Raw genomic sequence first — 22406 nt, forward strand, 5'->3', positions numbered from 1 at the left:
TGCCCGCTAACCGCGTAGGCTATGGACATGGCGGTAAGCGAACAAAACCTGTCGGGCAATCAAGCGGACGGCTTCAGCGCCATTCCCGCCGATGCACGCCCTCTGGCAATCGAGGCCCGCGGGCTGGTCAAAAGCTTTGACGGCACGCGCGCGGTCGACGGGGTGGACATTTCCGTTCCCGAAGGCGCGATCTACGGGATTCTCGGCCCGAACGGCGCAGGGAAAACCACGACGCTGCGGATGCTGCTCGGCATCATCGATCCTGACGAAGGCGTGCGCCGCGTGTTCGGGCATGACCGCCCGCATGATATCGGCCGGTTGATCGGCTACCTGCCCGAAGAGCGCGGACTTTACCCCGCGATGAAGTGCGTCGAGGCGATTGCCTTCATGGGCGCGCTGCGGGGACTTTCGCTGAAAGAAGGGCGGACGCGGGCGGTGGAACTGCTCGAACGCCACGGCCTGACCCACGCGGCGGACCGCCAGATCCGCCAGCTTTCGAAGGGTATGGCGCAGACCGTCCAGCTGCTCGGCACGCTGGTGCACAAGCCCCGGCTGGTGGTACTTGACGAGCCGTTCTCCGGCCTCGACGCGATCAACCAGGGCAAGCTCGAACTGATGATCCGCGCGCTGGCGGATGACGGCGTCACCGTTATCTTCTCCACCCACGTGATCCACCATGCCGAACGCCTGTGCGAAGGCGTGGCGATCATCGCCGGGGGCAAGGTGCCTTACGCCGGGAGTGTCGAGGCCGCGCGTGACCGGATCCCGGCGCAGGTGCGGCTGGAAACGCGGGCGCGCGAAGGCGCATGGCTTTCTGCCCTGCCTGCCGAAGCCCGCCGCAATGGTGATTTCTTCCAGTTCCCGCTCCCTGAATCCGGAGTCGAGCCGCTGCTGCGCCAGCTGATCGAAGGCGAGGCGGGTATCCTCTCGCTCTCGATCGAGCGCGCCGGGCTGCACGATGCCTTCGTCGCCATCGCGGGCGAGGCCGCCGCGCGCCAGCTTCAGGCCGATAATGAAGGAGCCGGCGCATGAGCCAGACCGAAGCCACGCTGCGCCCGCGCCTTTCGGCGCTCGAAGCGGCATGGGTGATCGCCCGGCGCGATTTCGTCGCGGTGCTGTTCAGCCGCGCTTTCCTATTCTTCCTGCTCGGCCCGCTGTTCCCGGTGATCGTCGGCGCGCTGGCCGGCAGCATCGGCGGCGAAGTGCAGCGCGATGCGGTGAGCCTTGAAGTCGGTCTCGCCATGAGCGCGGAAGATAACGCCGCGATGGTGACCGCTGGCGACCGGCTGAGGGGCCAGCTTGGCCCCGCCCTGCCGCTGCTGCGTCCCATTCCGGAAGCGGCGGGCGATCCCGCCTTCGATGCGCGCGCCTTCATGGAGGCGCGGCGCGGGAATTACGCTGCGATCATGACCGGATCGCTGGCATCGCCCACGCTGGTCGGCACTCCGAACCAGATCGCCCGCTGGCAAGGCCCGGTCGGGCTGGTTGCGGGCCATGCGCGCGCGGCCGAGCCGACCGCTTTCCCCGCCATTCAGGCAGAACCCGTCACCACCAGTGCGGCTTCCGAACGGTCGAGCCGCATCCAGACCGCGCAGATCGCGCAGATGCTGTTGTTCCTGCTGACGATGCTGCTGGCCGGCATGGTGCTGTCCAACCTGGTCGAGGAAAAGGCCAACAAGATCATCGAAATCCTTGCCGCGGCAATCCCGATGGACGCGGTGTTCATGGGCAAGCTGTTCGCGATGCTGGCGGTGTCCTTTGTCGGCATTGCGGTGTGGGGTTCGGCAGCGTGGTTGCTGTGGGCCGCTGGCGGCGATGCGATCACGCAGGTCACCGGTTTCGACCCCGCCAACCTCCCCGCGCCTGCCGTGGGCTGGCCGCTGTTCGTGGTGCTGGGGATCGTCTATTTCGCGATGGCCTACCTGCTGCTGGGCGCGCTGTTCCTGACCATCGGGTCGATGGCGACTTCGGTGCGCGAGGTGCAGACGCTTTCGATGCCGGTCACCATGCTGCAACTGATGGTGTTCTTCCTCGCCGCATACACGATCAAGCAGCCGGGATCCGGGCTGGAGATGGCGGCGATCGCTTTCCCGCTGTCCTCGCCCTTTGCGATGCTGGCGCGCGCCGCGATGGAGCCCGAATTGTGGACCCATGCTGTGGCGCTGGCGTGGCAGGGGCTGGCGGTGCTGCTGATCGTCAAGGGCGGATCGATGCTGTTCCGCAAGCGGGTGATGAAATCGGGCGGCGCCGGGCGCGACACATCGAAGAAGGGCCGCCGCCTCACCGCATGAGGCGGGCGGATCAGTCCCGAATCGCAACCGACTATTGACATGGCTGTCAGTTAAGGCAGATTGCGACTCGTACGGAGCGGCCCGCGCCAGAGGCTGCCTGACGGGAGACAGACATGGCCACCATCGCCCCGCCGACCCCGATGCAACGTCCGCAAGTGCGGCGCGAGCCGACTGCCTATGATGCGCTGAAGGCCCATTTTGCGGCGCATCCGGAAGAGCGCCTCCAGCACACCCATCCGTGGGACGTCAGCCGCTCGGACATCTATTTCGAAGACACCTGGCAGCCGATCTTTGCTGAAATGCGCGCTGCCGGTCAGCTGCACTGGATCCCCGACAGCCCGCTCGGGCCCTATTGGGCGGTGGTCGGCCACAAGGCGATCCAGCATATCGAGGCCCTGCCCGAAACCTTCTCGTCGAGCTGGGAATATGGCGGCATCACGATCCTCAACCGGTTGACCGAGGAAGAGGCCGCCGCCGCTGGCCTGGATGCTCCGCGCGAACTGCCGATGTTCATCGCGATGGACCGCCCGCAGCACACCGGCCAGCGCCGCACCGTCGCGCCCAAATTCACGCCGAGCGCGGTCGTGGACATGGAAGCCGAAATCCGCGCCCGCACCGGCGAGGTGCTCGATTCGCTCCCGCGCGGCGAGGTGTTCGATTGGGTTGAAAAGGTCTCGATCGAGCTGACGACGGGGATGCTGGCGATCCTGTTCGGCTTCCCTTGGGAAGACCGCCGCCTGCTGACCCTGTGGTCGGACTGGGCGGGCGATACCGAGCTCGCCACGGTGCGGGATCTCGATCAGATGCGCTGGAGCTTCCTTCAGGAAATGGGAGCCTATTTCCAGTCGCTGTGGATCGAGCGCACGATGGACAAGGAGCCGGGCAGCGATCTCATCTCGATGATGATCCATTCCGAAGCGATGAACCAGATGCGGCCCGAGGAATTCATGGGCAATCTGGTGCTGCTGATCGTTGGCGGGAACGACACCACCCGCAACACCATGAGCGGCATCATCCACGGGCTCGACAAGTTCCCCGACCAGCGCAAGGCCTTCGAGGAGCATCCCGAACTGATCCCCAACGCAGTGCAGGAATGCCTGCGGATGCAGACCCCGCTCGCCCACATGCGCCGCACCTGCACCGAGGATACCGAGGTGTTCGGGCAGACCATCAAGAAGGGCGATAAGGTGGTGCTGTGGTATCTCAGCGCCAACCGCGATGCCGAAGTGTTCGACAACCCCGACAAGCTCGACATCACGCGCGACAACGCCCGCCGCCATCTCTCCTTCGGCTACGGCATCCACCGCTGCGTCGGCGCGCGTCTGGCCGAACTGCAATTGAAGGTGCTGCTCGAAGAGATGCACAAGCGCCGGATGCGCGTGCATGTCGCAGGTGATGTCGAACGGGTGCGGGCAAACTTCGTCCACGGCTTCCGCAAGCTCGAGGTGGAGATTACCTCGTTTTGACCAGGCGGGGCCGGGTTCTGACGCGCAAGGCGGGCGGCGTGAAACTTCGCAGCGGTGTTGGACGTATATAGGGGGTGAGCCTGTTCACCCCCGTCCGCCGGAGCCATCAATGCGCCTGCCTCTGATAAGCCGCCGCCGCCTGATTGCCGCCAGCGCCGCGCTGCCCTTTCTGGGGGCGTGCAGCGCTGCCCCGGCCGAGGCCAAGACCTATCCCAAGGGCAGAACCGACGCCCAATGGCGCAAGGCCCTGACCAAGGACCAGTATTACGTGCTGCGTCAGGCCGGTACCGAGCGCGCCTTCACCTCGCCGCTCGACAAGGAAAAGGGCAAGGGCACCTTTGTGTGCGCGGGCTGCGGCAATGCGCTTTACGCCTCGGCGCACAAGTATGACAGCGGCACCGGCTGGCCGAGCTTCTGGCAGGCGATCGACAAGGGCGCGGTGGGCACCAGCACCGATTATGTGATCGGCTATCCCCGCACCGAAGTGCACTGCGCCGATTGCGGCGGGCATCTGGGGCATATCTTCGGCGATGGACCCAAGCCGACAGGCAAGCGCCACTGCATCAACGGCGTGGCGATGAAGTTCGTCCCCGCCTGAACGGGCGCGCGGCCTATTCGGTCAGCAGCGCCGGGGCCTGAAGCTGCGCCGCCAACCGCGCGAATTCGCCGAGCGTGAAGGTATCGTCGAACACCACGCCATATTGGTGATCCCGCCGCCAGCGCACCTTGGCGCGCACTTCGCGCTGCTTGCCGCGCGGACCGGGCACAGCGATGCGCAGGTTCTGGTCGATAGCGAGCATGGTTTCGCAGGTAATCCGCGCGCCCTGCTGTGAAAGATTTTCGACCACCGCATCGCAGCTGCCGGTCAGGCCGTGCAATGTCACCGGGAAACACAGGCCGAGCCGCAGGCCGCGCTTGGGATATTCACCCGATTCGTTGACCAGCTTTTCGACTTCGACGGGGTCGGTAAAGGTAAAGCCGGCCTCGTTCTCCCGCTGCCACACGCTGGTGACTTCGTAGATGGCGCCCGCAGGCATGTGCAGCGCGAATTCCTTGCAAGCAGGCAGCGTGTGGAACAGGCGGACGCTGACGCCGGTTTCCGATACGTCACGGATTACGCAGACGAATTCGCCCTGCGCCGAAACGAGCTTGGCCGCGCGAATCAGCAGCGTGAAACGCGGGGCTGAGCGCAGGTCTGCGCCGGGCTGTTCGGGTGCCGGCTCAAGACGTGCCGGATTACTCGCAATATCCATGTTTCGTGTCCCAACCCGACAGCCCCTGGTCCTGGCACTGGCGGGACGCGCTTACGGGACGCTATGTCCCATGCTTCCGACTCAACGTTAAGGCGCAAGGAATTAAGAGCGAGATAACAGGGTGAAGCGGTTTTCCTCGCGCCGCCATATTATTTGACGCGAGGTTGTCGGCTTTTGAAACGGCCGATGATGTACGGGCGGCGGGACTCGAACCCGCACGAGCAAAGCTCAGGGGATTTTAAGTCCCCGGCGTCTACCATTCCGCCACGCCCGCATGATCCGGCCCTTGCCACAGATTGCCGGGGGAATGCCAGAGCCCGCCCCGAAAGCTTGTCAGCGCAGGCGGGATCGCCCATTTGCGGGGCTCGGCATTTTCTCGAGCGGGGCGCAGCATGGCGGGCGAAGCATCAGACGCGCATTCGGTGGTCGCGACGATCCAGCCGGCGATCACGCTGCTGGGGCTCGGGATCGGTGCGGCACTGGCGAGCCGGGCGCTGCGATTGAACCCGATCGTCGGCTATCTCGGTCTGGGGTTGGGCCTCGCCAGCCTCGGCATGGCGCAGGATTTCAGCGGGCCGGTGGTGGCGGCGATGGCCGAAGCCGGGGTGATGTTCCTGCTGTTCAACCTCGGCCTGCATTTCTCGCTGGGGCGTATCCGGGCCGAGGCGGGCAATATCTTCGGGTTCGGCAGCTTGCAAATGCTGGTCGCGGGCGGAGGCTTCGCCGCGCTGTTCTGGGCGCTGGGCCTACCACCGGCCTTTGCGGTGATCGCGGGCTTCGGGATGGGGCTTTCGTCGACCGCCGTCGTCATCGGCCTGATCCGCGAGCGCGGGCAGGAGGATTGCCCCGTGGGCCGCGCCGCGCAATCGATCCTGATCTTTCAGGATATTGCCGCGATCCTGCTGCTGGTCACGGCAGGCGCGCTCGCCAGCGGCGGGGCGCTTGCGCCTGCGCTGGGCATCGCCGGAGCCAAAGCGCTCGCCGCCTTTGCCATTGCCGTGCTGTTTGCGCGCTTTCTCACAGAGCCGCTATTCGGCCTGATCGCCCGCGCGGGCACGACCGAGGTCTATACCGCGACCGCACTGTTCATCGCGCTCGCCGCCGGGTGGGCGACGGGGATGGCGGGTCTCTCGCTGACGCTGGGAGCCTTCCTTGGCGGCATGGCAGTGGCGGATTCGCGCTACCGCATTCTGGTACAGACCGAGATCGACGCGTTTCGCGGCCTGTTTCTGAGCTTCTTCTTCATTTCGGTCGGTCTCAGCATCGACCCTGCCCTGTTGGTCGCTGACTGGCAGCTGGTGGTGGCCATGACCGTGGGCGTGATCGCGCTGAAATGCGCCTTCAACGTCGCCGCGGCCCTGCTCAACCGCTGGTCGGTGCCGGGTTCGATCCAGCTCGGCTTTCTGCTCGGGCAGGGGAGCGAGTTCACGCTGGTGTTGCTGGCGCTGCCTGCGGTGGCGGGGCTGGCCGAGCCGCGGCTGGTTTCCGCGATGGTCACCGCCATCGCGATCAGCCTGGCGGTGACGCCCTTCGTCTCGAATGTCGGGCGCAAGCTGGCAGGCCGCCTGCGCGCCGGTCCGCCCGATGCCAAGCTGGCGGGTGACGATGCGCCGGTGCTGATTATCGGCATGACCGCTGCGGGGCGGGCCTTGGCCGATGCGCTGACCTTCAACGCCATCGACTATCTCGCGATCGATGCCGATCACGACCGCTTCCAGATCGCGCTGGCCGATGGCTACCACGTCCACAGCGCCAACCCCGCCGATCCGCGCAGCTGGGCTGCGATCGGGATCGACCGGCGGCAAGTGCTGGCGGTGACGACCGGCGTGACCGATGTTTCGCGCGAGCTGACGCCGCTGGTGCAGGACCGGATGCCCGGGCTGTCCCGCATCATCGCGGTGCCGGGCGCCGACGAGATCGACGAGATCGCCGAACTGGGCATGATTCCGGTCGACATGAGCATGAGCGGCGGGGCCGAACGCCTTATCGAACTGGTTTTCGCAGCGCTCGGCCGCGAACGCGCGCTGCCGGTGCCCAGCCTCGCCCATGACGAACCGATGCCGCGCGCGGCGTAGCTTGTTTGCGAAGGCGCCTCCGCGCGGTTTTTTGTTCCGCATCGCCTCCGCGATGCGAAATCCTCGCTCATGCGACCTGAAGGTCGCGTCGCTGCGGGAGGGCGGTCGCCCTTGCGGCCCGTCCGTTTGCGGGCCGGATCACCGCCTAAGTTTGATTTGCGCGCGAAGATCGGCCCCGCAGGGGCCGCGAGCGCACGCGCGCGAGCCGCAGGTGCCCGGAACGTAGCGTAGCGAAGTGAAGGATCAGCGCCGAGGACGTGCCCGCGGAGGCGGGCACGCAACTCAAGAACGCCTTACTTGTTCAGACGCTCGCGGATTTCCTTGCCGGCCTTGAAATAGGGAACGCGCTTTTCAGGCACGTCCACCGTTTCGCCGGTGCGCGGATTGCGACCGCTGCGGGCATCACGCTCGCGGGTCGAAAACGCGCCGAAGCCGCGCAGTTCGACCCGGCCGCCTTCGGCCAGCCGCTGGGCGATTTCGTCAAAGAAGATATCGACCACCTGCTCGATCTCGTCGGCGCGAAGGTCTGGATTGTCTTTGTGCAGTTCCTGCAACAGCTCGGATCTGATCATACCGATCTCCCGACGCCCGGCACGGTCAAGCCGTCCTGTCACGCCGCATTTGCGGGTTACCCCGTCGTTTATATACTCGCCTCCGACCCGTGAGGCGCCCCCTTTAATCGCAGGGTGGGCGCAGATGCAATCCCGGCCCATGCAATTGTATACAATGTGTCACAAAGCGGGAAATTCCGCAAGTTACACAAGTATCAGTCGTATGTTGGTCAGGAAACGAGAGCAAGGTCCGATGGACTGAGGCCGAGGCGCTGCATCCGGCTGCGGATCTCGGGCCATTCCTCGCGCAGGAAGGCCTCGCGCTCGGCGCTGCGCAGACGTTCGGCCGCGCCGCGCACCACATACATGCCGACGCCGCGCTGGACTTCGACAAGCCCGTCGTTCTGGAACTGCTGGTAGGCCTTGGCCACGGTCAGCGGGTTCGCGCCCTGCTCTGCCGCCAACGCCCGCACCGAAGGCAGCATCGCGCCTTCGGGATAAGCCCCATCGATGATCGCAGCGGCGATCTGGTCGCGCAGCTTGAGATAGACGGGCCGGTTGGGATTGGGGCGATTGGGGTTCATGTCAGCAGTGTCCCTTGCGAGGTGCGTCAGTGCCATAATACAGCCATGCGGTCAAGTTTGTGCGGCAACCTGATGGCAGGCGATAGGTCAGCGCAACACGAACATAGCTACGCAACAAAAGCTTCACACGGACGCAAGAGGCGTTAGGGTGCGCCCCCATTGCGGCGGTGTGGTGAGGCACCGCTTAACCATTCGATGGGGATCGAATTCATGAAAGATATTTCGCTGTGGGCGGAGGCCGATTGGATTGCGGCCATCGCCGTGGCCGTGCTGATCGTGTTTCTTGCGATTGGAAGCAAGATCGCGGTGCAGAAGGAGCCTGAATTCGCCGGGCACCCCAAGGGCCTCTACATGCTGTTCTTCGCCGAGATGTGGGAACGCTTTTCCTACTACGGCATGCGCGCAATTCTGGTGTTCTATCTGGCCCAGCATTGGGACTTCACCGAGGGCAAGTCGAACCTGATCCTCGGCGCATATGCCAGCCTCGTCTACATCACTCCGGTGCTGGGTGGCTGGCTGGCTGACCGCTATCTCGGCCAGCGAAAGGCGGTCCTGTTCGGCGGCTTGCTGCTGGCGGTGGGCCATTCGCTGATGGCGGTGGAAGGCACTGGCGGGCAGGACGATCCCACGATCAACATATTCTGGGCGGCGCTGGCCTTCATCATCGTCGGCTCGGGTTTCCTGAAGGCCAACATCTCGGTGATGGTCGGCCAGCTTTACCCGATGACCGATATCCGCCGCGACGGTGCCTATACGATCTTCTACATGGGCATCAACGTCGGCGCGGCGATCGGGACGATCTTGGTCGCCTATCTCGGCCAGACGGTTGGCTGGGGCTTTGGCTTCGGTCTTGCCGGCATCGGGATGCTGCTGGGCCTCGTTGTCTTCGTGCTCGGCAAGTCAACGCTGGGCGGCGCGGGTGAGGCTCCCCGGCCGCTCGCCAAGGGGACGGAATACAGCCTCTATGGTATCGGCGTCGCTGCGGTTGCCGTGATCTGGGGGCTGGTGCAGTATCAGGACGTGATCCAGACGCTGCTGATCATCTCGGGCCTGTCGCTGCTCGGCTACGTCCTTTTCGAAAGCTTCAAGCTCGAAAAGGAACCGCGTGAACGCATGTTCGCGATCCTGTTCCTGATCAGCCTTAACCCGTTGTTCTGGGGCCTGTTCGAGCAAGCGGGCGGGTCGATGAACCAGTTCACCGACAAGTTCGTGGATCGCGGCGGTGTCCCGGCGGGCATCTTCCAGTCGATCAATCCGATCTACATCATCCTGCTCGCCCCGCTGTTCGCGGGCCTTTGGCAATGGCTTGGCACCAAGGGCAAGGAACCCTCGGCTCCGGCCAAGTTCGGATTGGCGCTGGCGCAGATGGGCCTTGCCAATCTCGTGCTGGTGTGGGGCGCGGAAGCCTATGGCATTGCGGCGATGACTCCGGTCATCCTCGTCTTCGCCTATTACTTCTTCGCCACCACGGCTGAACTGTGCCTTTCGCCGGTCGGTCTGTCAGCGATGAACCGGCTGGCACCCAAGCACCTCGCCTCGCTTATCATGGGCGCGTGGTTCTACATGACCGCGGTCGGCAATTTCGTTGCCGGCAAGATCGGCGAAGCGACCGGCGGTCACGATGGCGAGATGACCAAACAAGGCCTGCTCGACATTTACGAGGTGTTCGGCTGGATCGCGATCGGCGCGGCGGTGGCCGTGCTGCTGGTCAGCCCCGTAGTGAAGAAGTGGATGCACCTCGACACGCTCAAGGACGATGCGGGTAGCGGCCTCGAAGGGCAGTCCGAAGCTGGAATGGAGCCGCAGCAGGCAGGCATCCAACCCGCGACCCGCCCGACGCCATAGGCATGACACCTTGCAGGCCGGACCTTCGCCGTGGGGCATCGGTCCGGCCGCAGGAAGTGTTAACTAACTGAAAATATAACATATTTTAGCCATCAATTGATTGACGTTGCATGCCTATGACCTAGCCTCGCCTTGCGCAAAGCTGCGCCGGAAATGTGAGGAGAGGATCATGAAAAAGCTTATCAAGGTGGCTGTTGTGTCGATGGTTGCGGTGTCGGTCGGAACAGCTGCACCGGCTTACGCAGGCAAGGATGGCGAATCCGGTTACGCCCTTGGCTGTCTCATCGGTTGGTGGGTCTTCGGGCTGAAGAACACCTGCGGCGAGCTGTAAGGCGCGGCAGCATGCGCCTCGCGGCACGCGCGGCGGGGTAAGAAACTTCGGACACCAAAATCGTCCAACGCCATGGACAAACCTCGCGTTTTCCGTTCCAACATGCAGGACCGGAACAACGCGAGGTTTGAATGTTTGCAGATAAAAGCGCGCGCGGGCGCATTGCCGTGCTTGCCACACTCGCCAGCGCGCTTGCGCTCTCCGCCTGCGCGACCACCGGAGGATCGGGCGAAACCGCCAGCGCCTCCGCCTCCGCCAAATCCGACGAAAAGAAATTCGCCGCCACCAAGGCGGGCGATCCGGTGTTCGCCTCGACCTACAAGCCCTACCCCAATGTCGCCACGGCGATCCGCGGCGCGACGGTCTATGACGGCAAGGGCGGGACGATCCAGAACGGCGTCGTCTTCATGTCCGGCGGCAAGATCACTGCGGTGGGCGGCCCCGATACGCCTATCCCCGCCGACATCGCGGTGTTCGACGGCACGGGCAAATTCGTCACCCCCGGCATCATCGACATTCACTCGCACCTGGGCGACTACCCCTCGCCCGGTGTCGAGGCGCATTCCGACGGGAACGAGGCGACCAGCCCGACCACGCCCGAAGTCTGGGCCGAACATTCGGTCTGGCCGCAGGACCCCGGCTTCAGCCGCGCGCTCGCCAATGGCGGGGTGACGGCGCTGCAGATCCTCCCCGGATCGGCCAACCTGATGGGCGGCCGCTCGGTCACGCTCAAGAACGTGCCTGCGCGCACCATGCAGGGGATGAAGTTCCCCGGCGCGCCCTATTCGATGAAGATGGCCTGCGGCGAGAACCCCAAGCGCGTCTATGGCGCGCGCGGGCGGATGCCTTCGACCCGCATGGGCAACCTTGCCGTCAACCGCGAAACATGGCTCGCCGCGATTGATTACGCGAACGATCCGAAGGCCAAGCGCGATCTCGGCAAGGAGACGCTGGTCGGCGTGTTGAAGGGCGAAATCCTGATCCAGAACCACTGCTACCGCGCCGATGAAATGGCGCTGGTGCTCGATATGGCCAAGGAGATGGGCTACAAGGTCGCCGCCTTCCACCACGCGGTCGAAGCCTACAAGATCGGCGATCTGCTGCGCGAGAATGACGTGTGCAGCGCGATCTGGGCCGATTGGTACGGCTTCAAGATGGAAAGCTACGACGGGATCCTCGAAAACGCGGCCTTCCTCCAGCGCGAGGGCGCCTGCGTGGTGATCCACTCGGACGACCAGAACGATATCCAGAGGCTCAATCAGGAAGCCGCCAAGGCGCAGGCTGCCGGTGCGCGGGTCGGGATCGACATTCCCGATGCGACCGTGATCCAGTGGCTCACCTACAACGCCGCCAAGGCAATGGGCATTGCCGACATGACCGGCAGCCTCGAAACCGGCAAAATGGCCGATGTGGTGCTGTGGAACGGCGATCCGCTGAGCGTCTATTCGCGGCCCGAAAAGGTGTGGATCGACGGCGCGCTGATGTTCGATGCGATGAACCCCAAGACAAGGCCCGTCAGCGATTTCGAGCTTGGCCAGCCCGGTGAAGGAGATGTGAAGTGAAGCGCCTCCTGATCACAGCGGCCAGCGTTCTGGCCCTCACCGCCACCCCTGCTTTCGCGCAGGACATGGTCGTCACCAATGCCAGGCTGGTGATCGGCGATGGCGGCGCCCCGATCGAAGGCGGCGTGGTGATCGTGGACGATGGCAAGGTGGTGTTCGCGGGAGTGCCCACCCCGGGCCAGACCTTTTCCACCGACACCGTCATCGACGCGGGCGGGGCGTGGGTCACCCCCGGCCTGTTCGCCACGGTGACGACGCTGGGCCTCGCCGATGTGTCGGCGGTGGACGAAAGCAACGACATCACCGCCCGTGAAACGCCGTTCAGCGCGGCGCTGGATGCGGCAACCGCGATCAATCCGACCTCGCAGCACATCCTCGTCCACAAGGCCGCCGGGATCACCCGCGCCGCGACCTCGATGGTGCCGGCAGGCTCGATCTTTGCGGGGCAAGGTGCGATCATCGACCTTGATGGCGATGCCCGGCCGGTGATGCAGGCGCGCGCTTTCCAGATGATCAATCTGGGCGAAGGCGGGGCAGACCGCGCGGGCGGCAGCCGCGCTGCGGCCCATGTGCTGCTGCGTTCGGCCTTGCGCGAGGCGCAGGCGCTGGTCGGCAAGCCCGGCATCCCCGAGACGACCGAGATCGGCAAGGACGACGAAGTGTTCCTCAGCCGCTTCGATGCCGAGGCGCTGGTGCCGGTGGTGACGGGCAAGCAGAAGCTTTATGTCGCGGTCGAACGGATGGCCGACATCCGCGCCGTGCTGGCGCTGAAGACGGAATATCCGAAGCTCGATCTGGTGCTGGTCGGCGCGACCGAGGGCTGGCTAGTGGCGAGCGAAATCGCCGCGGCGGGCGTGCCGGTGATCGCCAATGGCCTCAACGACCTGCCCGAAACCTTCGAGCAACTGGGCGCCACCCAGTCCAATGCCGGACGGATGGCCAAGGCGGGCGTCAAGGTCGCAATCAATGCCGAAAGCTTGCAGAACCCGCGCCGCTTGCAGCAGGTGGCGGGCAACCTCGTCGCGCTGACCCGGATGCCCGGGGCGAGCGGGATGGACTGGGGCAAGGCCTTCGCCGCGATCAGCTCGGTCCCGGCCGAGATCAGCGGCATGGGCGGCAAGGCGGGCGTCTTGAAGCCCGGCGCGCTGGGCGATGTGGTGATCTGGACCGGCGATCCGCTCGAAGTCGGCTCGGTGCCGACACGGGTGTTCATCGACGGACGCGAGCAGGACCTCACCAACCACCAGACCCGCCTGCGGGATCGCTACATCGATCTCGATGAAAGCGACCGGCCCAAGGCCTACGACTGGTGAAAGGCCTGCCGATGAAGACTCTCGCCGCCGCCGCTTTGGCGGGCTCGCTGCTGCTCGCGCTCCACCCCGCCCATGCGCAGGAGAGCCCGAGCGAAGCCAAGGCCGATCCCAACGCGCAAAACTCCGCGTGGCATGCGCAGCAGCAGCTCTATCTGCTCGGCCTGACGCCGGAAGATGGCTGGCATTTCGCCGAAGGCGGGGTGCGCTGGCGCTGGATCAAGTATCTGGCATCGGACCGCAAGCCGACTGTCGCCGACAATGTCACCGTCCATTACGAGGGGCGATTGCTCGACGGGACGGTGTTCGACAGTTCCTACGCGCGCGGTATGCCGGCAACCTTCCCGCTGGGCCGGTTGGTCAAGGGCTGGCAGATTGCCATTCCGAACATGGGCATGGACGAGATCATCGAGATCGCGATCCCGGCAGACTCTGCCTATGGCCCGGTCGGGCGCGGTCCGATCCCCGGCAACGCGACGCTGGTCTTCAAGGTCGAGCTGATCGCGATCGAGAGCTATCCGTAGGCGCCTGCGGCCAACCATCCGCGCGTTCGCCCTCGCCGAACAGGTGCGCGCTGCTCCATCCGGCGAGTTCGGTGAAGGTCGGCACCAGTGCGCGGGCCTTGTCCGTGAGGACGTAGCGCGCGCGCTTGCCCTCCGGCGGGTCGCGCAGCATCAGCCCCGCCTCCTGCAAGATCGCCAGCCGCGAGGTCAGCGCCGCGCGGTTGATGCCGAGGCGCTCGACGAATTCCTCGAATCGCTCCGCCCCCAGAAAGGCATCACGCAGGATCAGCAGCACCCAGCGGTCGCCGAGCAAGCGGGCGGCGCGGCCCACCGGGCAGGGCGCGCGTGAGGGGCGGTAGGTCTTCATCGTCTGATTATCAGACTTGCAAGCGCACAAGGCAAGCGCCATAAAGTCTATAATTCAGACTTAAGGAGCCTCCCCCATGTCGACCTCCACCGCCTCCCGATTTGACTCGCCTGAAGCCTCCATCGCCTACATGAAGAAGGTCGCGGTCGCCCGTTCGGGGTTCTCCTCGTGGCTCGATGTCGAGCCGGTGAAGGTGTGGGAGGGGGAGAGCGAGTTGCTGCTCGTCATGCGGCCCGAGATGACCCAGCACCACGGCTATGCCCACGGCGCGATTGTCGGGCTGATGGCGGACAATGCCTGCGCTTGGGCGGGAGCATCGGTGGTCGGCGATGTGGTGACGGGGGGCTACACCATCGATTTCCTGCGCCCGGCCAAGGGCGAACGGCTGCGCGCCAAGGGCACCGTCATCAAGGCGGGCAAGCGGCAGGTGGTGGTGCGCGCCGATGTCTGGGCTGAAAGTGACGGCGAGCCGCCGGTGCATGTCGCCGCGGCGCAGGCAACGATTGTCCCCACCGGCGTTGTACCATGACAGCCTCCCCGCTAGGCGAAGCGCCGCGCAGCGGTTAATCTGCCGCCCATGAACGGGGACATCATCACACTCATCGCGGCGAATGCCGCATTCGTCGGCACGCATTTTGCCATGTCGCATCCCTTGCGCGCGCCGCTGGTGCGGGCCTTGGGGGCAAACGGCTTCCAGATCGCCTATACGCTGGTGAGCTTCGCCACGCTGGGCTGGGTCTACCTCGCCTTCATCGCCGCCCCGCCCGCTGACCTGCCCGGTTCGGGCGAGGCGGGCTGGATCGCGGCGACAATCATCACCTTGCCCGCGATGATCCTGTTGGCGGGATCCTTCCTCGGCAATCCGGCGCTGCCCACACCGATGGCCGAAGCCCAGGCCCGCGCCGAGCCCAAGGGCGTGTTCCGCGTCACCCGCCACCCGATGATGTGGAGCTTCGGGCTGTGGGCACTGTCGCACATGGTGCTGTTCTGGAGCACCCGCACCATGATTACCGCCTTCGCGATGGGCGTGCTCGCACTGGTCGGCGCGAAATTGCAGGATGGCAAGAAGGCGACGCTGATGGGCGATGCCTGGCGCGAATGGTCGCGCAAGACCTCCTACTGGCCGCGCTGGGGCCAGCTGTTCAGCGTTGGCGCGGTGCCGCTGGTGGCGGGCACGGTGCTGTGGCTGGCGGGAAGCTGGCTCCACCTGTGGCAGGCGGGCATCCCGGCGGGGGTGTGGAAGTGGTTCTAATTACCGCGCGTTCTGCTCGATAAGGCGCTTTATCTCGCTGCGCGACATGGCGGGCCGATAGCCGATCTCCTGCTCGACCAGATCGCGAAGCTCCACCTTCAGCGCCTGCCTGCCAAGCGGTTGTTCATCGACGAAGTAATCGACCGATTTCTCCTCCAGCACGATGCGCGCGTGCACTTCCCGCAAGGCGCGGTCGAGCAGCTTGTCGCGCCGGTCCTGCCGCCTCTTCTCCTTCTGGAGCTTCCACGCGAACAGCCATCCGCCCGCGGCAACCACAAGGCTGGTGAGATTGGCGCCGAGGGCGAGCCACATTTCCACCGACACAGGCATTTCTCCCCTTTGGCAAGCCGTCCCAACCGCTCCGGGGAAGGCGGTCTATTCCCCGGTGAACACCGCCGCCCGCTTCTCGATCAGTGCCGCGACGCCCTCGGCATGGTCGGCCGTGGTGTGCATCATAGCTTGCGTGTTGGCCGCAAGTTCCAGCGCGGTGTCATAACTCGTCTGCTGGCCCTGCCGCAGCAGGTTCTTGGTGTGGCGCAGCGAATGCGGCGGGAGCAGCGCGATCCTGGCCGCCAGCGCGCGCGCTTCGTCCATCAGCGCTTCGGGCGCGACCACGCGGCTGACAAGGCCCCAGTCCTTCGCCGTCGCGGCGTCGATCACATCCCCGGTGTAGAACAATTCCGCCGCGCGGCTCATGCCGATCACGCGGGGCAGGATCCACGTGCCGCCATCGCCGGGGATGATGCCCAGCTTGAGGAAGGTCACGCCGAACTTGGCGCTTTCCGATGCGATGCGGATATCGGCGAGGCAGGCTACATCGCAGCCCAGACCGATCGCCGGGCCGTTGACCGCTGCGATCACCGGCACGCGCAACCCGTACAGCGCACGCAGCATCTGGTGGATATTGTCGCGGTATCCATCGGAAATCGCGGGGGTCGTGCCGCCGAAGGTGCCGGTCTTGTCGCGCATCGCCTTGATATCGCCGCCCGCGCTGAAGGCCCGCCCGGCGCCGGTCAGGATCACCACCCGGCATTCCATATCGCGGTTGATCGCATTCGCGACACGGACAAACTCGTCCCCGTCGCCCGGCGCGCCGAGCGGGTTCATGCTTTCCGCCCGGTCGAGTGTGAGGATGGTGACAGGGCCTTCGCGGGTGATCTGGATCAGGGACATCGAATTTCATTTGCCTTTGTGGATCGATAATTCAGCTTGCGTATAGGGGGCGCAGGTAAAGGGCAAGAATCGCGCAGGCGGGGTCGTGCAACCGTACGACCCGTTTTTAGATAGGAAATTCATGCCGGGCTTTGCGATGCTTGCGACATCTCCCCCGCTGATGAGCGCCGCGCTGGCTGCGGCTGTTCCGGCCGTGCCGCCGCCGCCGCCCGTGATTGTCCCGATCGAATGGAGCCTTGCCGCCGTGCAGGACGCCGCAGGGCAAGACCCCGCGCTGCCGCCCGCGCCTGCCGAGGGCGAGGAGCCTCCAGCAGGCAACGAGATCGTGGTCGAAGGCCAGATCGGCCCGCCCAAAAGCGATCCGATGGAGCGCATCAACGAAGACAGCTACCGCGTCACCCAGGCGGTCGACCAGGCGCTGGTTGAACCGCTCGCCTACGCCTATCGCGACGGCCTGCCCGAACCGGTCCGCGATGGCCTCGGCAATGTCGTGCGCAACCTCGGCGAGCCGAGCAATGCGCTGAACTTCCTGCTGCAAGGCAAGGTCGGCAAGGCATTCGAGACGCTGGGGCGGATGGCGATCAACACCACCATCGGCGTGGGCGGGCTGTTCGATGTGGCGAAGAAGCCGGGCGTCGGTCTGCCCTACCGCCGCAACGGCTTTGCCAACACGCTGGGCTTTTACGGCGTCGGGCCGGGGGCCTATCTCTATCTGCCGGTCACGGGCGCGACTTCGGTGCGCGATCTGATCGGCAACACGCTGGATCAGTCGCTGCTGCCCTTCGTGGTGGGCAAGCCGTTCAACAAGCCCGCCTATGCGGTCGGCTATTTCGTGGTCAACGGCCTCGACCAGCGGCTGACCTTCGACGAGGAGATCGCCAGCATCGCTGCCTCGGACGATCCCTATCGCCTGCGCCGCGAGACCTACCTCGCCCAGCGCCGCCGCGATATCGCCGCGCTCAAGGGCGAGCCGATGTCGGAACGGGACCGGCAGTGGCTGGAGGAGCTGGAAGAGCTGAAAGCGGCTCAGGCTCCGGTGCCTGCGGAAACGGCTCCGGTACCGGATCAGGCAGATACCACCCCGGTCGAACCGCCCGCCAACCCCGAAGCGCTGCTGATCACCCAGCCGCGCTAGGCCGGGCGCCTAGCTGTTGGCGGCGATCCGTTCCGCCAACCGCTTCTCGAACTCGGTCATCGGGCGGTGTTCCGCCATTGCGTCGAGCAGCGCGCCTCGCGAGCAGTCTAGTACGTTCGTCCTGATCCATACATCGCCGAAGAAGCCCCGCGCCGCGCTGCCGTTGAGGCGATAGAGGAAGCGGCGGTGGCGGGTTTCGATCGGGTACTTCGCAGGCTTGTTGAGGATGAGGCTGATCTGGCCGAGGCCATCCGTCCGGACGCTCTTGATCGAGCGCAACGGAATCAGCGCTTCGCCATGTGCGCGGACGTAGATGCTCCTGTCGTGGAGCACCACTTGCGGGCGGCGGTCAAACAGGCGCATGGCGTGGACGGCGGCGATCCCGCCGAAGAACAGCACGCCCAGCCCGCCGAGCACCAGTACAAAAAGCTGCCCGCCGCTTGCGCCGCCCAGCAGGAACAGCAGGGCCAAAACGGCCATGCCACCGGAAACGGCGACCCAGGCAATCAGTTTGGGAATTGAAAAGCACGCCGCGAAAGGCTCGGGCGCGCTTTCCGCAACCGCGTCAGGCACGCGCCTCTTCGCCCGTGATCCCGGTGCTGTTGTGCTTCAGCGCCTTCAGCACCGTGTCCACGATCTGCGGCGCGTTCAGCCCGGCCTCGTCATACTGCTTCATCGGATCGTCGTGATCGATGAAGGTATCGGGCAGGCGCAGCGTACGGACCTTCAGCCCGTTATCGGTCAGGCCTTCATCGCTGGCGAAGGTCAGCACATGCGCGCCAAGACCGCCGATCGAGCCTTCCTCGACCGTGACGATAACCTCGTGGGTGCGCATCAGCTTGGCGATCAGGTCTTCATCGAGCGGCTTGGCAAAGCGCAGGTCGGCAACCGTGGTGGAAAGCCCCTTGGCCTCCAGCGTGTCGGCGGCCTTGAGCGCTTCGGTCAGGCGCGAGCCGATCGAGAGGATCGCCACCTTGGTGCCTTCACGCACCAACCGGCCCTTGCCGATTTCCAGCTTCACTGGAACCTCCGGCAGCGGGACACCGGTGCCGTTGCCGCGCGGGTAGCGGAAGGCGATCGGGCCGGCGTCATACTCGGCGGCGGTGTAGGTCATGTGGACCAGCTCCGCCTCGTCGGCGGCGGCCATCACCACCATGTTGGGCAGCGTGGCGAGATAGGTGATGTCGAACGACCCGGCGTGCGTGGCCCCGTCCGCGCCGACTAGCCCTGCGCGGTCGATGGCGAAGCGCACGGGCAGGTTCTGGATGCACACATCGTGCACCACCTGATCGTAAGCGCGCTGGAGGAAGGTGGAGTAAATCGCCGCGAAAGGCCGCATCCCCTCGGCAGCCAGGCCCGCCGCGAAAGTCACCGCGTGCTGTTCGGCAATGCCGACATCGAAGGTGCGGGTGGGGTGCGCCTTGGCGAACTTGTCCACCCCGGTGCCTGAAGGCATGGCGGCGGTGATCGCACAGATCCGGTCGTCCGTCTCGGCGAGCTTCGCCAGCGTCAACCCGAACACGTCCTGATAGGCCGGCGCGCTCGGCGCGCTCTTGGCCTTCTCGCCGGTGACGACGTTGAACTTGGGCACGCCGTGATACTTGTCGGCAGAGTTTTCAGCCGGGGCATAGCCCTTGCCCTTCTCGGTCACGACATGGATCAGCACCGGGCCTTCGGATGTGTCGCGCACATTCTCCAGCACCGGCAGCAGGTGATCGAGATTGTGCCCGTCGATCGGGCCGACATAGTAGAAGCCCAGTTCCTCGAACAGCGTCCCGCCGGTCACCATGCCGCGGGTGAATTCTTCCGCCTTGCCGATGGTGTCGTGCATCCGGCGGCTCATCTTCTGGATGACGCGCGATGCGAGGCTGCGGATGCCGAGATATTCGCTCGATGACACCATCCGCGCGAGATAGGCGGACAGGCCCCCCACCGGCGGCGCGATCGACATGTCGTTATCATTGAGGATCACGATCAGGCGATTGCCCGCCTGCGCGGCGTTGTTCATCGCCTCGTAGGCCATCCCTGCGCTCATCGAACCATCGCCGATCACCGCAATGCCGCGCCCGGACTTGCCCTGCATCTTGTTGGCCATGGCAAAGCCCAGCGCCGCCGAAATCGAGGTCGACGAGTGCGCCGCGCCGAAGGGATCGTACTCGCTCTCCGAACGCTTGGTGAAGCCGCTCAGCCCGCCGCCCTGACGCAGGGTGCGGATACGGTCCCGCCGGCCGGTGATGATCTTGTGCGGGTAACACTGGTGCCCCACGTCCCAGACCAGCTTGTCGTCGGGCGTGTTGAACACATAGTGGATCGCGACCGTCAGTTCGACCACGCCAAGGCCCGACCCCAGATGCCCGCCCGACGTGCTGACCGCATCGATCATCTCGGTGCGCAGTTCATCGGCGAGTTGGCGGAGCTGTTCAGGCTTGAGGCGGCGCAGATCGTCGGGCGTGTTGACCAGATCAAGCAGGGGCGTGTGAGGCGATTGAGTCATCCCTCCAGCCTTACACACGGAAATCCGGCGTGTCGATTGAAGGCTTGAGGGAGATCAAGAGAGCAGTTCCGGACCAGGCTTGCCCGCACCGGCCAGTTTTCCCTTGCAAATACGAAGAGATATGAGATTTTGAACGTGAAGAGGGGGGACGCTTCATGACAATACGAACGGGATTACGTTTGCGCGGCGTCTGCCTGCTGGGATTGGCGGCGGTTACGCTCGCGGGTTGCAGTGCCAAGTGGAACACCGCATTTCGCGACCGTCCGATTCCGGCAGGGCCATCGGTCATCACCGTTGACGCCAAGCAGCGCCATGTCCTGATCCAGCCCGAGTTCGAGCCCTCCCCCAATCCCGGCGAGGAGCCGCGCTTCGTCAAGCTGCGGATGTGCGCGGAACCTGCGCCGGATGTCTTCGCCGCCATCGCCACCGGCGGTTCGGGTTCGTTAGGAGTGGATGCGAAATCGCAATCGGGCGAAGGCGCCTTTGGCCTTTCGGCCTCGGAAACCGCGGCCTCGATCGAACGCACCCAAACGATTAACCTGCTGCGCGAAAGCTTTTTCCGCACTTGCGAGCGCTATCTCAACGGGGCGATATCGAAGGAATCCTTCATCGTTCAGGCCGGGCGCGATGCGCGCGCGATGGTCGCGGTGCTGGCGATCGAGCAACTGACCGGCGCCGTGAAGCCCCCTGCAACCATTATAAGCGGCCCCGCAGTCACCGCCAACGCGCAATTGTCGAGCGAGCTGGTGACGCTCTACGCCGCCGCCGCCAAGCGACGTGATGCGGCGGAGGCCGGCTTCAAGGGCAAGGAAGCCGATTTGACGGCGGATTGCACCAAGGGCACCGAAGACGAGAAAAAGGCGTGCGACGACAAGAAGAAAAAGGCGACCGACGCCAAGGCCGAGCTTGATACGGCGAACGCGCGTGTCGCCGAGATCGTCAAGCTGTCGGGCAATGTCGGGCAGGGCACGAGCGCGCTCGCCAGCACCACGGCGGGGACCAATCAGGGCGGCGGGGGCACGGAAAAGCCTTCGCCGAGCGAGATGGCAGTGGTTGCAGGGGCGGTCGAACGAATCGCGCTCAAAGTTATCGAGACCGATGACATGAAGCTGTATTGTATCGAACGCTTCGCGCGCGGCGAGAGTTCGGACGATTCGCTCGGACAAAGTTGCCTCAAGCTTCTCGCCCGGTCAGCCGATTTCGAAGCGGCCGGTTTGCAGGCCGATATCGTCACGCTCGAAGCGATCAGGGTTGAGCGGGTCGATCGGTTCGCTGCCGCTCGCGGCAAGCTCGCGGCGAATTGCACAACCACTTTAAAGGATCAAAATCTCACACCGTCGGAATTGCGCGCCGTGTGTGATCCGGCCCAGGCTGTGTCCATCGCTGCATTCAGACAACTGATCCCATCTGCACAGGAGCGGATTCTCCTTTTACTCGAAGAGGACAGCTGATCATGGAATCACGCATCGCAACCTATGTCGGGACAAGCGAAGCCCAGGTGCGCGAGCAGGTTCAGGCCGTTGGCGGGCAGGTACTCTATGCCAGCTACAGCGCTGGCGACAGAGTGGAGGAATACACTCACGTCGGCTTCATGGAGATGACCGGCGCACGCTCGGAAGACCTCAAAGTCAACCACTACGAGGAAGGCAAGCGCCTGTTCGTCGCGGTGGTCAAGCTGGCGATCTAGGCCCTCACGCGCAACCCTTGCACAGCCCGCGGATCTCCAGCACCGGGCGCTCCGCCTTGAAGCTGCGTGCGGCGGCGATGGCGCGGACGGCGCGGCTTACGTCCTCGTCATCAATGTGCACGGTTTCGCCGCATTCGTCGCAGACCAGGAAGATGCAGTCATGCGCGCAGCCCGGATGGGTGTTGGCGAGATAGGCGTTGGCGCTTTCCACGCGCAGCGCGAGGTTGTTCGTCACGAACACATCGAGGATGCGGTACACCGAATTGGGCGCCACCCGCTTGCCGCGCGCTGCCGAAAGGTTGTCGGCAATGTCATAGGCGGACACCGGGCGATCATGCCGCGCGAGTTCGGCAAACACCGATTCGCGCATCGACGTCCATTGCTCTCCGGCCGAGACAAGCGCCCGCGCCGCCTCGGCAACGAGATCGGGGCCGGAATGTTCGTGGTGGCTGTGCGCGTGCTGTCCCATGGGCGTTATATAAGCGTCCTTGCGGCAATCGCAAAGCTGGCATATGTTAGAGCGCTCT

24 protein-coding genes and 1 tRNA gene are annotated in these 22406 nt (G+C 64.9%); 15 read left to right on the plus strand and 10 right to left on the minus strand.

The window, feature by feature from the left end:
- The first annotated feature begins 21 nt into the window (after positions 1-21).
- The 4 genes from KVF90_RS03095 to msrB all read left to right on the plus strand — a co-directional run bounded on the left by KVF90_RS03095 (position 22) and on the right by msrB (position 4355).
- Positions 22-1032 carry an ABC transporter ATP-binding protein gene (locus tag KVF90_RS03095; RefSeq protein ID WP_264393382.1) on the plus strand — a complete coding sequence of 337 codons (1011 nt, stop codon included), beginning with the start codon at positions 22-24 and terminating at the stop codon, positions 1030-1032.
- Positions 1029-2291, plus strand: a complete 1263-nt coding sequence (locus KVF90_RS03100) for an ABC transporter permease (protein WP_264393383.1) — start codon at positions 1029-1031, stop codon at positions 2289-2291. The genes KVF90_RS03095 and KVF90_RS03100 overlap by 4 nt, the downstream gene beginning before the upstream one ends.
- 113 nt (positions 2292-2404) lie before the next feature.
- Positions 2405-3757 carry a cytochrome P450 gene (locus KVF90_RS03105; RefSeq protein ID WP_264393384.1) on the plus strand — a complete coding sequence of 451 codons (1353 nt, stop codon included), beginning with the start codon at positions 2405-2407 and terminating at the stop codon, positions 3755-3757.
- 109 nt (positions 3758-3866) lie between these two features.
- Positions 3867-4355, plus strand: a complete 489-nt coding sequence (msrB, locus tag KVF90_RS03110; RefSeq protein WP_264393385.1) for a peptide-methionine (R)-S-oxide reductase MsrB — start codon at positions 3867-3869, stop codon at positions 4353-4355.
- A 13-nt stretch (positions 4356-4368) separates the two neighbouring features.
- Here msrB and KVF90_RS03115 read toward each other — a convergent pair whose 3' ends face one another.
- Both KVF90_RS03115 and KVF90_RS03120 read right to left on the minus strand, forming a co-directional pair.
- Positions 4369-5010: a PilZ domain-containing protein gene (locus KVF90_RS03115; RefSeq protein ID WP_264393386.1), complete on the minus strand. Its 642-nt coding sequence runs from the start codon at positions 5008-5010 to the stop codon at positions 4369-4371.
- Positions 5011-5202: 192 nt separating this feature from the next.
- A tRNA-Leu gene (locus KVF90_RS03120) sits at positions 5203-5284 on the minus strand.
- 118 nt (positions 5285-5402) lie between these two features.
- Between KVF90_RS03120 and KVF90_RS03125 the strand changes: the two genes are divergently transcribed.
- Positions 5403-7085: a cation:proton antiporter gene (locus KVF90_RS03125; RefSeq protein WP_264393387.1), complete on the plus strand. Its 1683-nt coding sequence runs from the start codon at positions 5403-5405 to the stop codon at positions 7083-7085.
- A 293-nt stretch (positions 7086-7378) separates the two neighbouring features.
- Here KVF90_RS03125 and KVF90_RS03130 read toward each other — a convergent pair whose 3' ends face one another.
- Together KVF90_RS03130 and KVF90_RS03135 are read right to left on the minus strand one after the other, a co-directional pair.
- Positions 7379-7657: an integration host factor subunit beta gene (locus tag KVF90_RS03130; protein ID WP_264393388.1), complete on the minus strand. Its 279-nt coding sequence runs from the start codon at positions 7655-7657 to the stop codon at positions 7379-7381.
- 209 nt (positions 7658-7866) lie between these two features.
- A complete protein-coding gene (locus KVF90_RS03135) occupies positions 7867-8220 on the minus strand; it encodes a GntR family transcriptional regulator (protein WP_264393389.1) in 354 nt (117 codons plus the stop codon).
- A gap of 210 nt (positions 8221-8430) precedes the next feature.
- Here KVF90_RS03135 and KVF90_RS03140 point away from each other — a divergent pair, with 210 nt between their 5' ends.
- From KVF90_RS03140 to KVF90_RS03160, 5 genes are all read left to right on the plus strand, one after another.
- Positions 8431-10065, plus strand: coding sequence for a peptide MFS transporter (locus KVF90_RS03140; RefSeq protein ID WP_264393390.1), 1635 nt, complete (start codon positions 8431-8433; stop codon positions 10063-10065).
- Between the two features lie 169 nt (positions 10066-10234).
- Positions 10235-10396, plus strand: coding sequence for a hypothetical protein (locus KVF90_RS03145; RefSeq protein WP_264393391.1), 162 nt, complete (start codon positions 10235-10237; stop codon positions 10394-10396).
- A gap of 131 nt (positions 10397-10527) precedes the next feature.
- A complete protein-coding gene (locus KVF90_RS03150) occupies positions 10528-11958 on the plus strand; it encodes an amidohydrolase (RefSeq protein WP_264393393.1) in 1431 nt (476 codons plus the stop codon).
- Positions 11955-13271, plus strand: coding sequence for an amidohydrolase family protein (locus KVF90_RS03155; protein WP_264393394.1), 1317 nt, complete (start codon positions 11955-11957; stop codon positions 13269-13271). The genes KVF90_RS03150 and KVF90_RS03155 overlap by 4 nt, the downstream gene beginning before the upstream one ends.
- A gap of 11 nt (positions 13272-13282) precedes the next feature.
- A complete protein-coding gene (locus KVF90_RS03160) occupies positions 13283-13792 on the plus strand; it encodes an FKBP-type peptidyl-prolyl cis-trans isomerase (RefSeq protein WP_264393396.1) in 510 nt (169 codons plus the stop codon).
- Here KVF90_RS03160 and KVF90_RS03165 read toward each other — a convergent pair.
- The gene (locus KVF90_RS03165; protein ID WP_264393398.1) at positions 13755-14138 is read right to left on the minus strand and encodes a winged helix-turn-helix transcriptional regulator; all 384 of its coding nucleotides are present in this window, start codon (positions 14136-14138) and stop codon (positions 13755-13757) included. The two genes, KVF90_RS03160 and KVF90_RS03165, sit on opposite strands and share 38 nt — an antisense overlap.
- Before the next feature lie 76 nt (positions 14139-14214).
- Here KVF90_RS03165 and KVF90_RS03170 point away from each other — a divergent pair, with 76 nt between their 5' ends.
- Entirely contained in the window at positions 14215-14667 is a 453-nt protein-coding gene (locus KVF90_RS03170; RefSeq protein WP_264393399.1) for a PaaI family thioesterase, read from the plus strand.
- A 48-nt stretch (positions 14668-14715) separates the two neighbouring features.
- Positions 14716-15390 carry an NnrU family protein gene (locus tag KVF90_RS03175; RefSeq protein ID WP_264393400.1) on the plus strand — a complete coding sequence of 225 codons (675 nt, stop codon included), beginning with the start codon at positions 14716-14718 and terminating at the stop codon, positions 15388-15390.
- Here the strand turns inward: KVF90_RS03175 and KVF90_RS03180 are convergent, their stop codons facing one another.
- Together KVF90_RS03180 and KVF90_RS03185 are read right to left on the minus strand one after the other, a co-directional pair.
- A complete protein-coding gene (locus tag KVF90_RS03180; RefSeq protein WP_264393401.1) occupies positions 15391-15720 on the minus strand; it encodes a hypothetical protein in 330 nt (109 codons plus the stop codon). It lies immediately after the preceding gene.
- 45 nt (positions 15721-15765) lie between these two features.
- Positions 15766-16563, minus strand: coding sequence for a crotonase/enoyl-CoA hydratase family protein (locus tag KVF90_RS03185; RefSeq protein WP_264393402.1), 798 nt, complete (start codon positions 16561-16563; stop codon positions 15766-15768).
- Between the two features lie 121 nt (positions 16564-16684).
- Between KVF90_RS03185 and KVF90_RS03190 the strand changes: the two genes are divergently transcribed.
- Positions 16685-17698 (plus strand): VacJ family lipoprotein, encoded by a 1014-nt coding sequence (locus KVF90_RS03190; RefSeq protein WP_264393403.1) that lies wholly within the window; start codon positions 16685-16687, stop codon positions 17696-17698.
- A 9-nt stretch (positions 17699-17707) separates the two neighbouring features.
- Here the strand turns inward: KVF90_RS03190 and KVF90_RS03195 are convergent, their stop codons facing one another.
- Both KVF90_RS03195 and dxs read right to left on the minus strand, forming a co-directional pair.
- The gene (locus KVF90_RS03195; protein ID WP_264393404.1) at positions 17708-18271 is read right to left on the minus strand and encodes an STM3941 family protein; all 564 of its coding nucleotides are present in this window, start codon (positions 18269-18271) and stop codon (positions 17708-17710) included.
- Positions 18264-20192 (minus strand): 1-deoxy-D-xylulose-5-phosphate synthase, encoded by a 1929-nt coding sequence (gene dxs / locus KVF90_RS03200; protein WP_264393405.1) that lies wholly within the window; start codon positions 20190-20192, stop codon positions 18264-18266. Before dxs ends, KVF90_RS03195 begins: the two co-directional genes overlap by 8 nt.
- A gap of 155 nt (positions 20193-20347) precedes the next feature.
- Between dxs and KVF90_RS03205 the strand changes: the two genes are divergently transcribed.
- Entirely contained in the window at positions 20348-21643 is a 1296-nt protein-coding gene (locus KVF90_RS03205) for a hypothetical protein (RefSeq protein ID WP_264393406.1), read from the plus strand.
- Between the two features lie 2 nt (positions 21644-21645).
- Complete coding sequence (locus KVF90_RS03210) at positions 21646-21879, plus strand: hypothetical protein (RefSeq protein ID WP_264393407.1); 234 nt, start codon at positions 21646-21648, stop codon at positions 21877-21879.
- A 4-nt stretch (positions 21880-21883) separates the two neighbouring features.
- Here KVF90_RS03210 and KVF90_RS03215 read toward each other — a convergent pair whose 3' ends face one another.
- Positions 21884-22348 (minus strand): Fur family transcriptional regulator, encoded by a 465-nt coding sequence (locus KVF90_RS03215; RefSeq protein ID WP_264393408.1) that lies wholly within the window; start codon positions 22346-22348, stop codon positions 21884-21886.
- Positions 22349-22406: the final 58 nt, after the last annotated feature.

It is taken from the genome of Porphyrobacter sp. ULC335 (genome assembly GCF_025917005.1).
Classification (GTDB): Bacteria; Pseudomonadota; Alphaproteobacteria; order Sphingomonadales; family Sphingomonadaceae; genus Erythrobacter.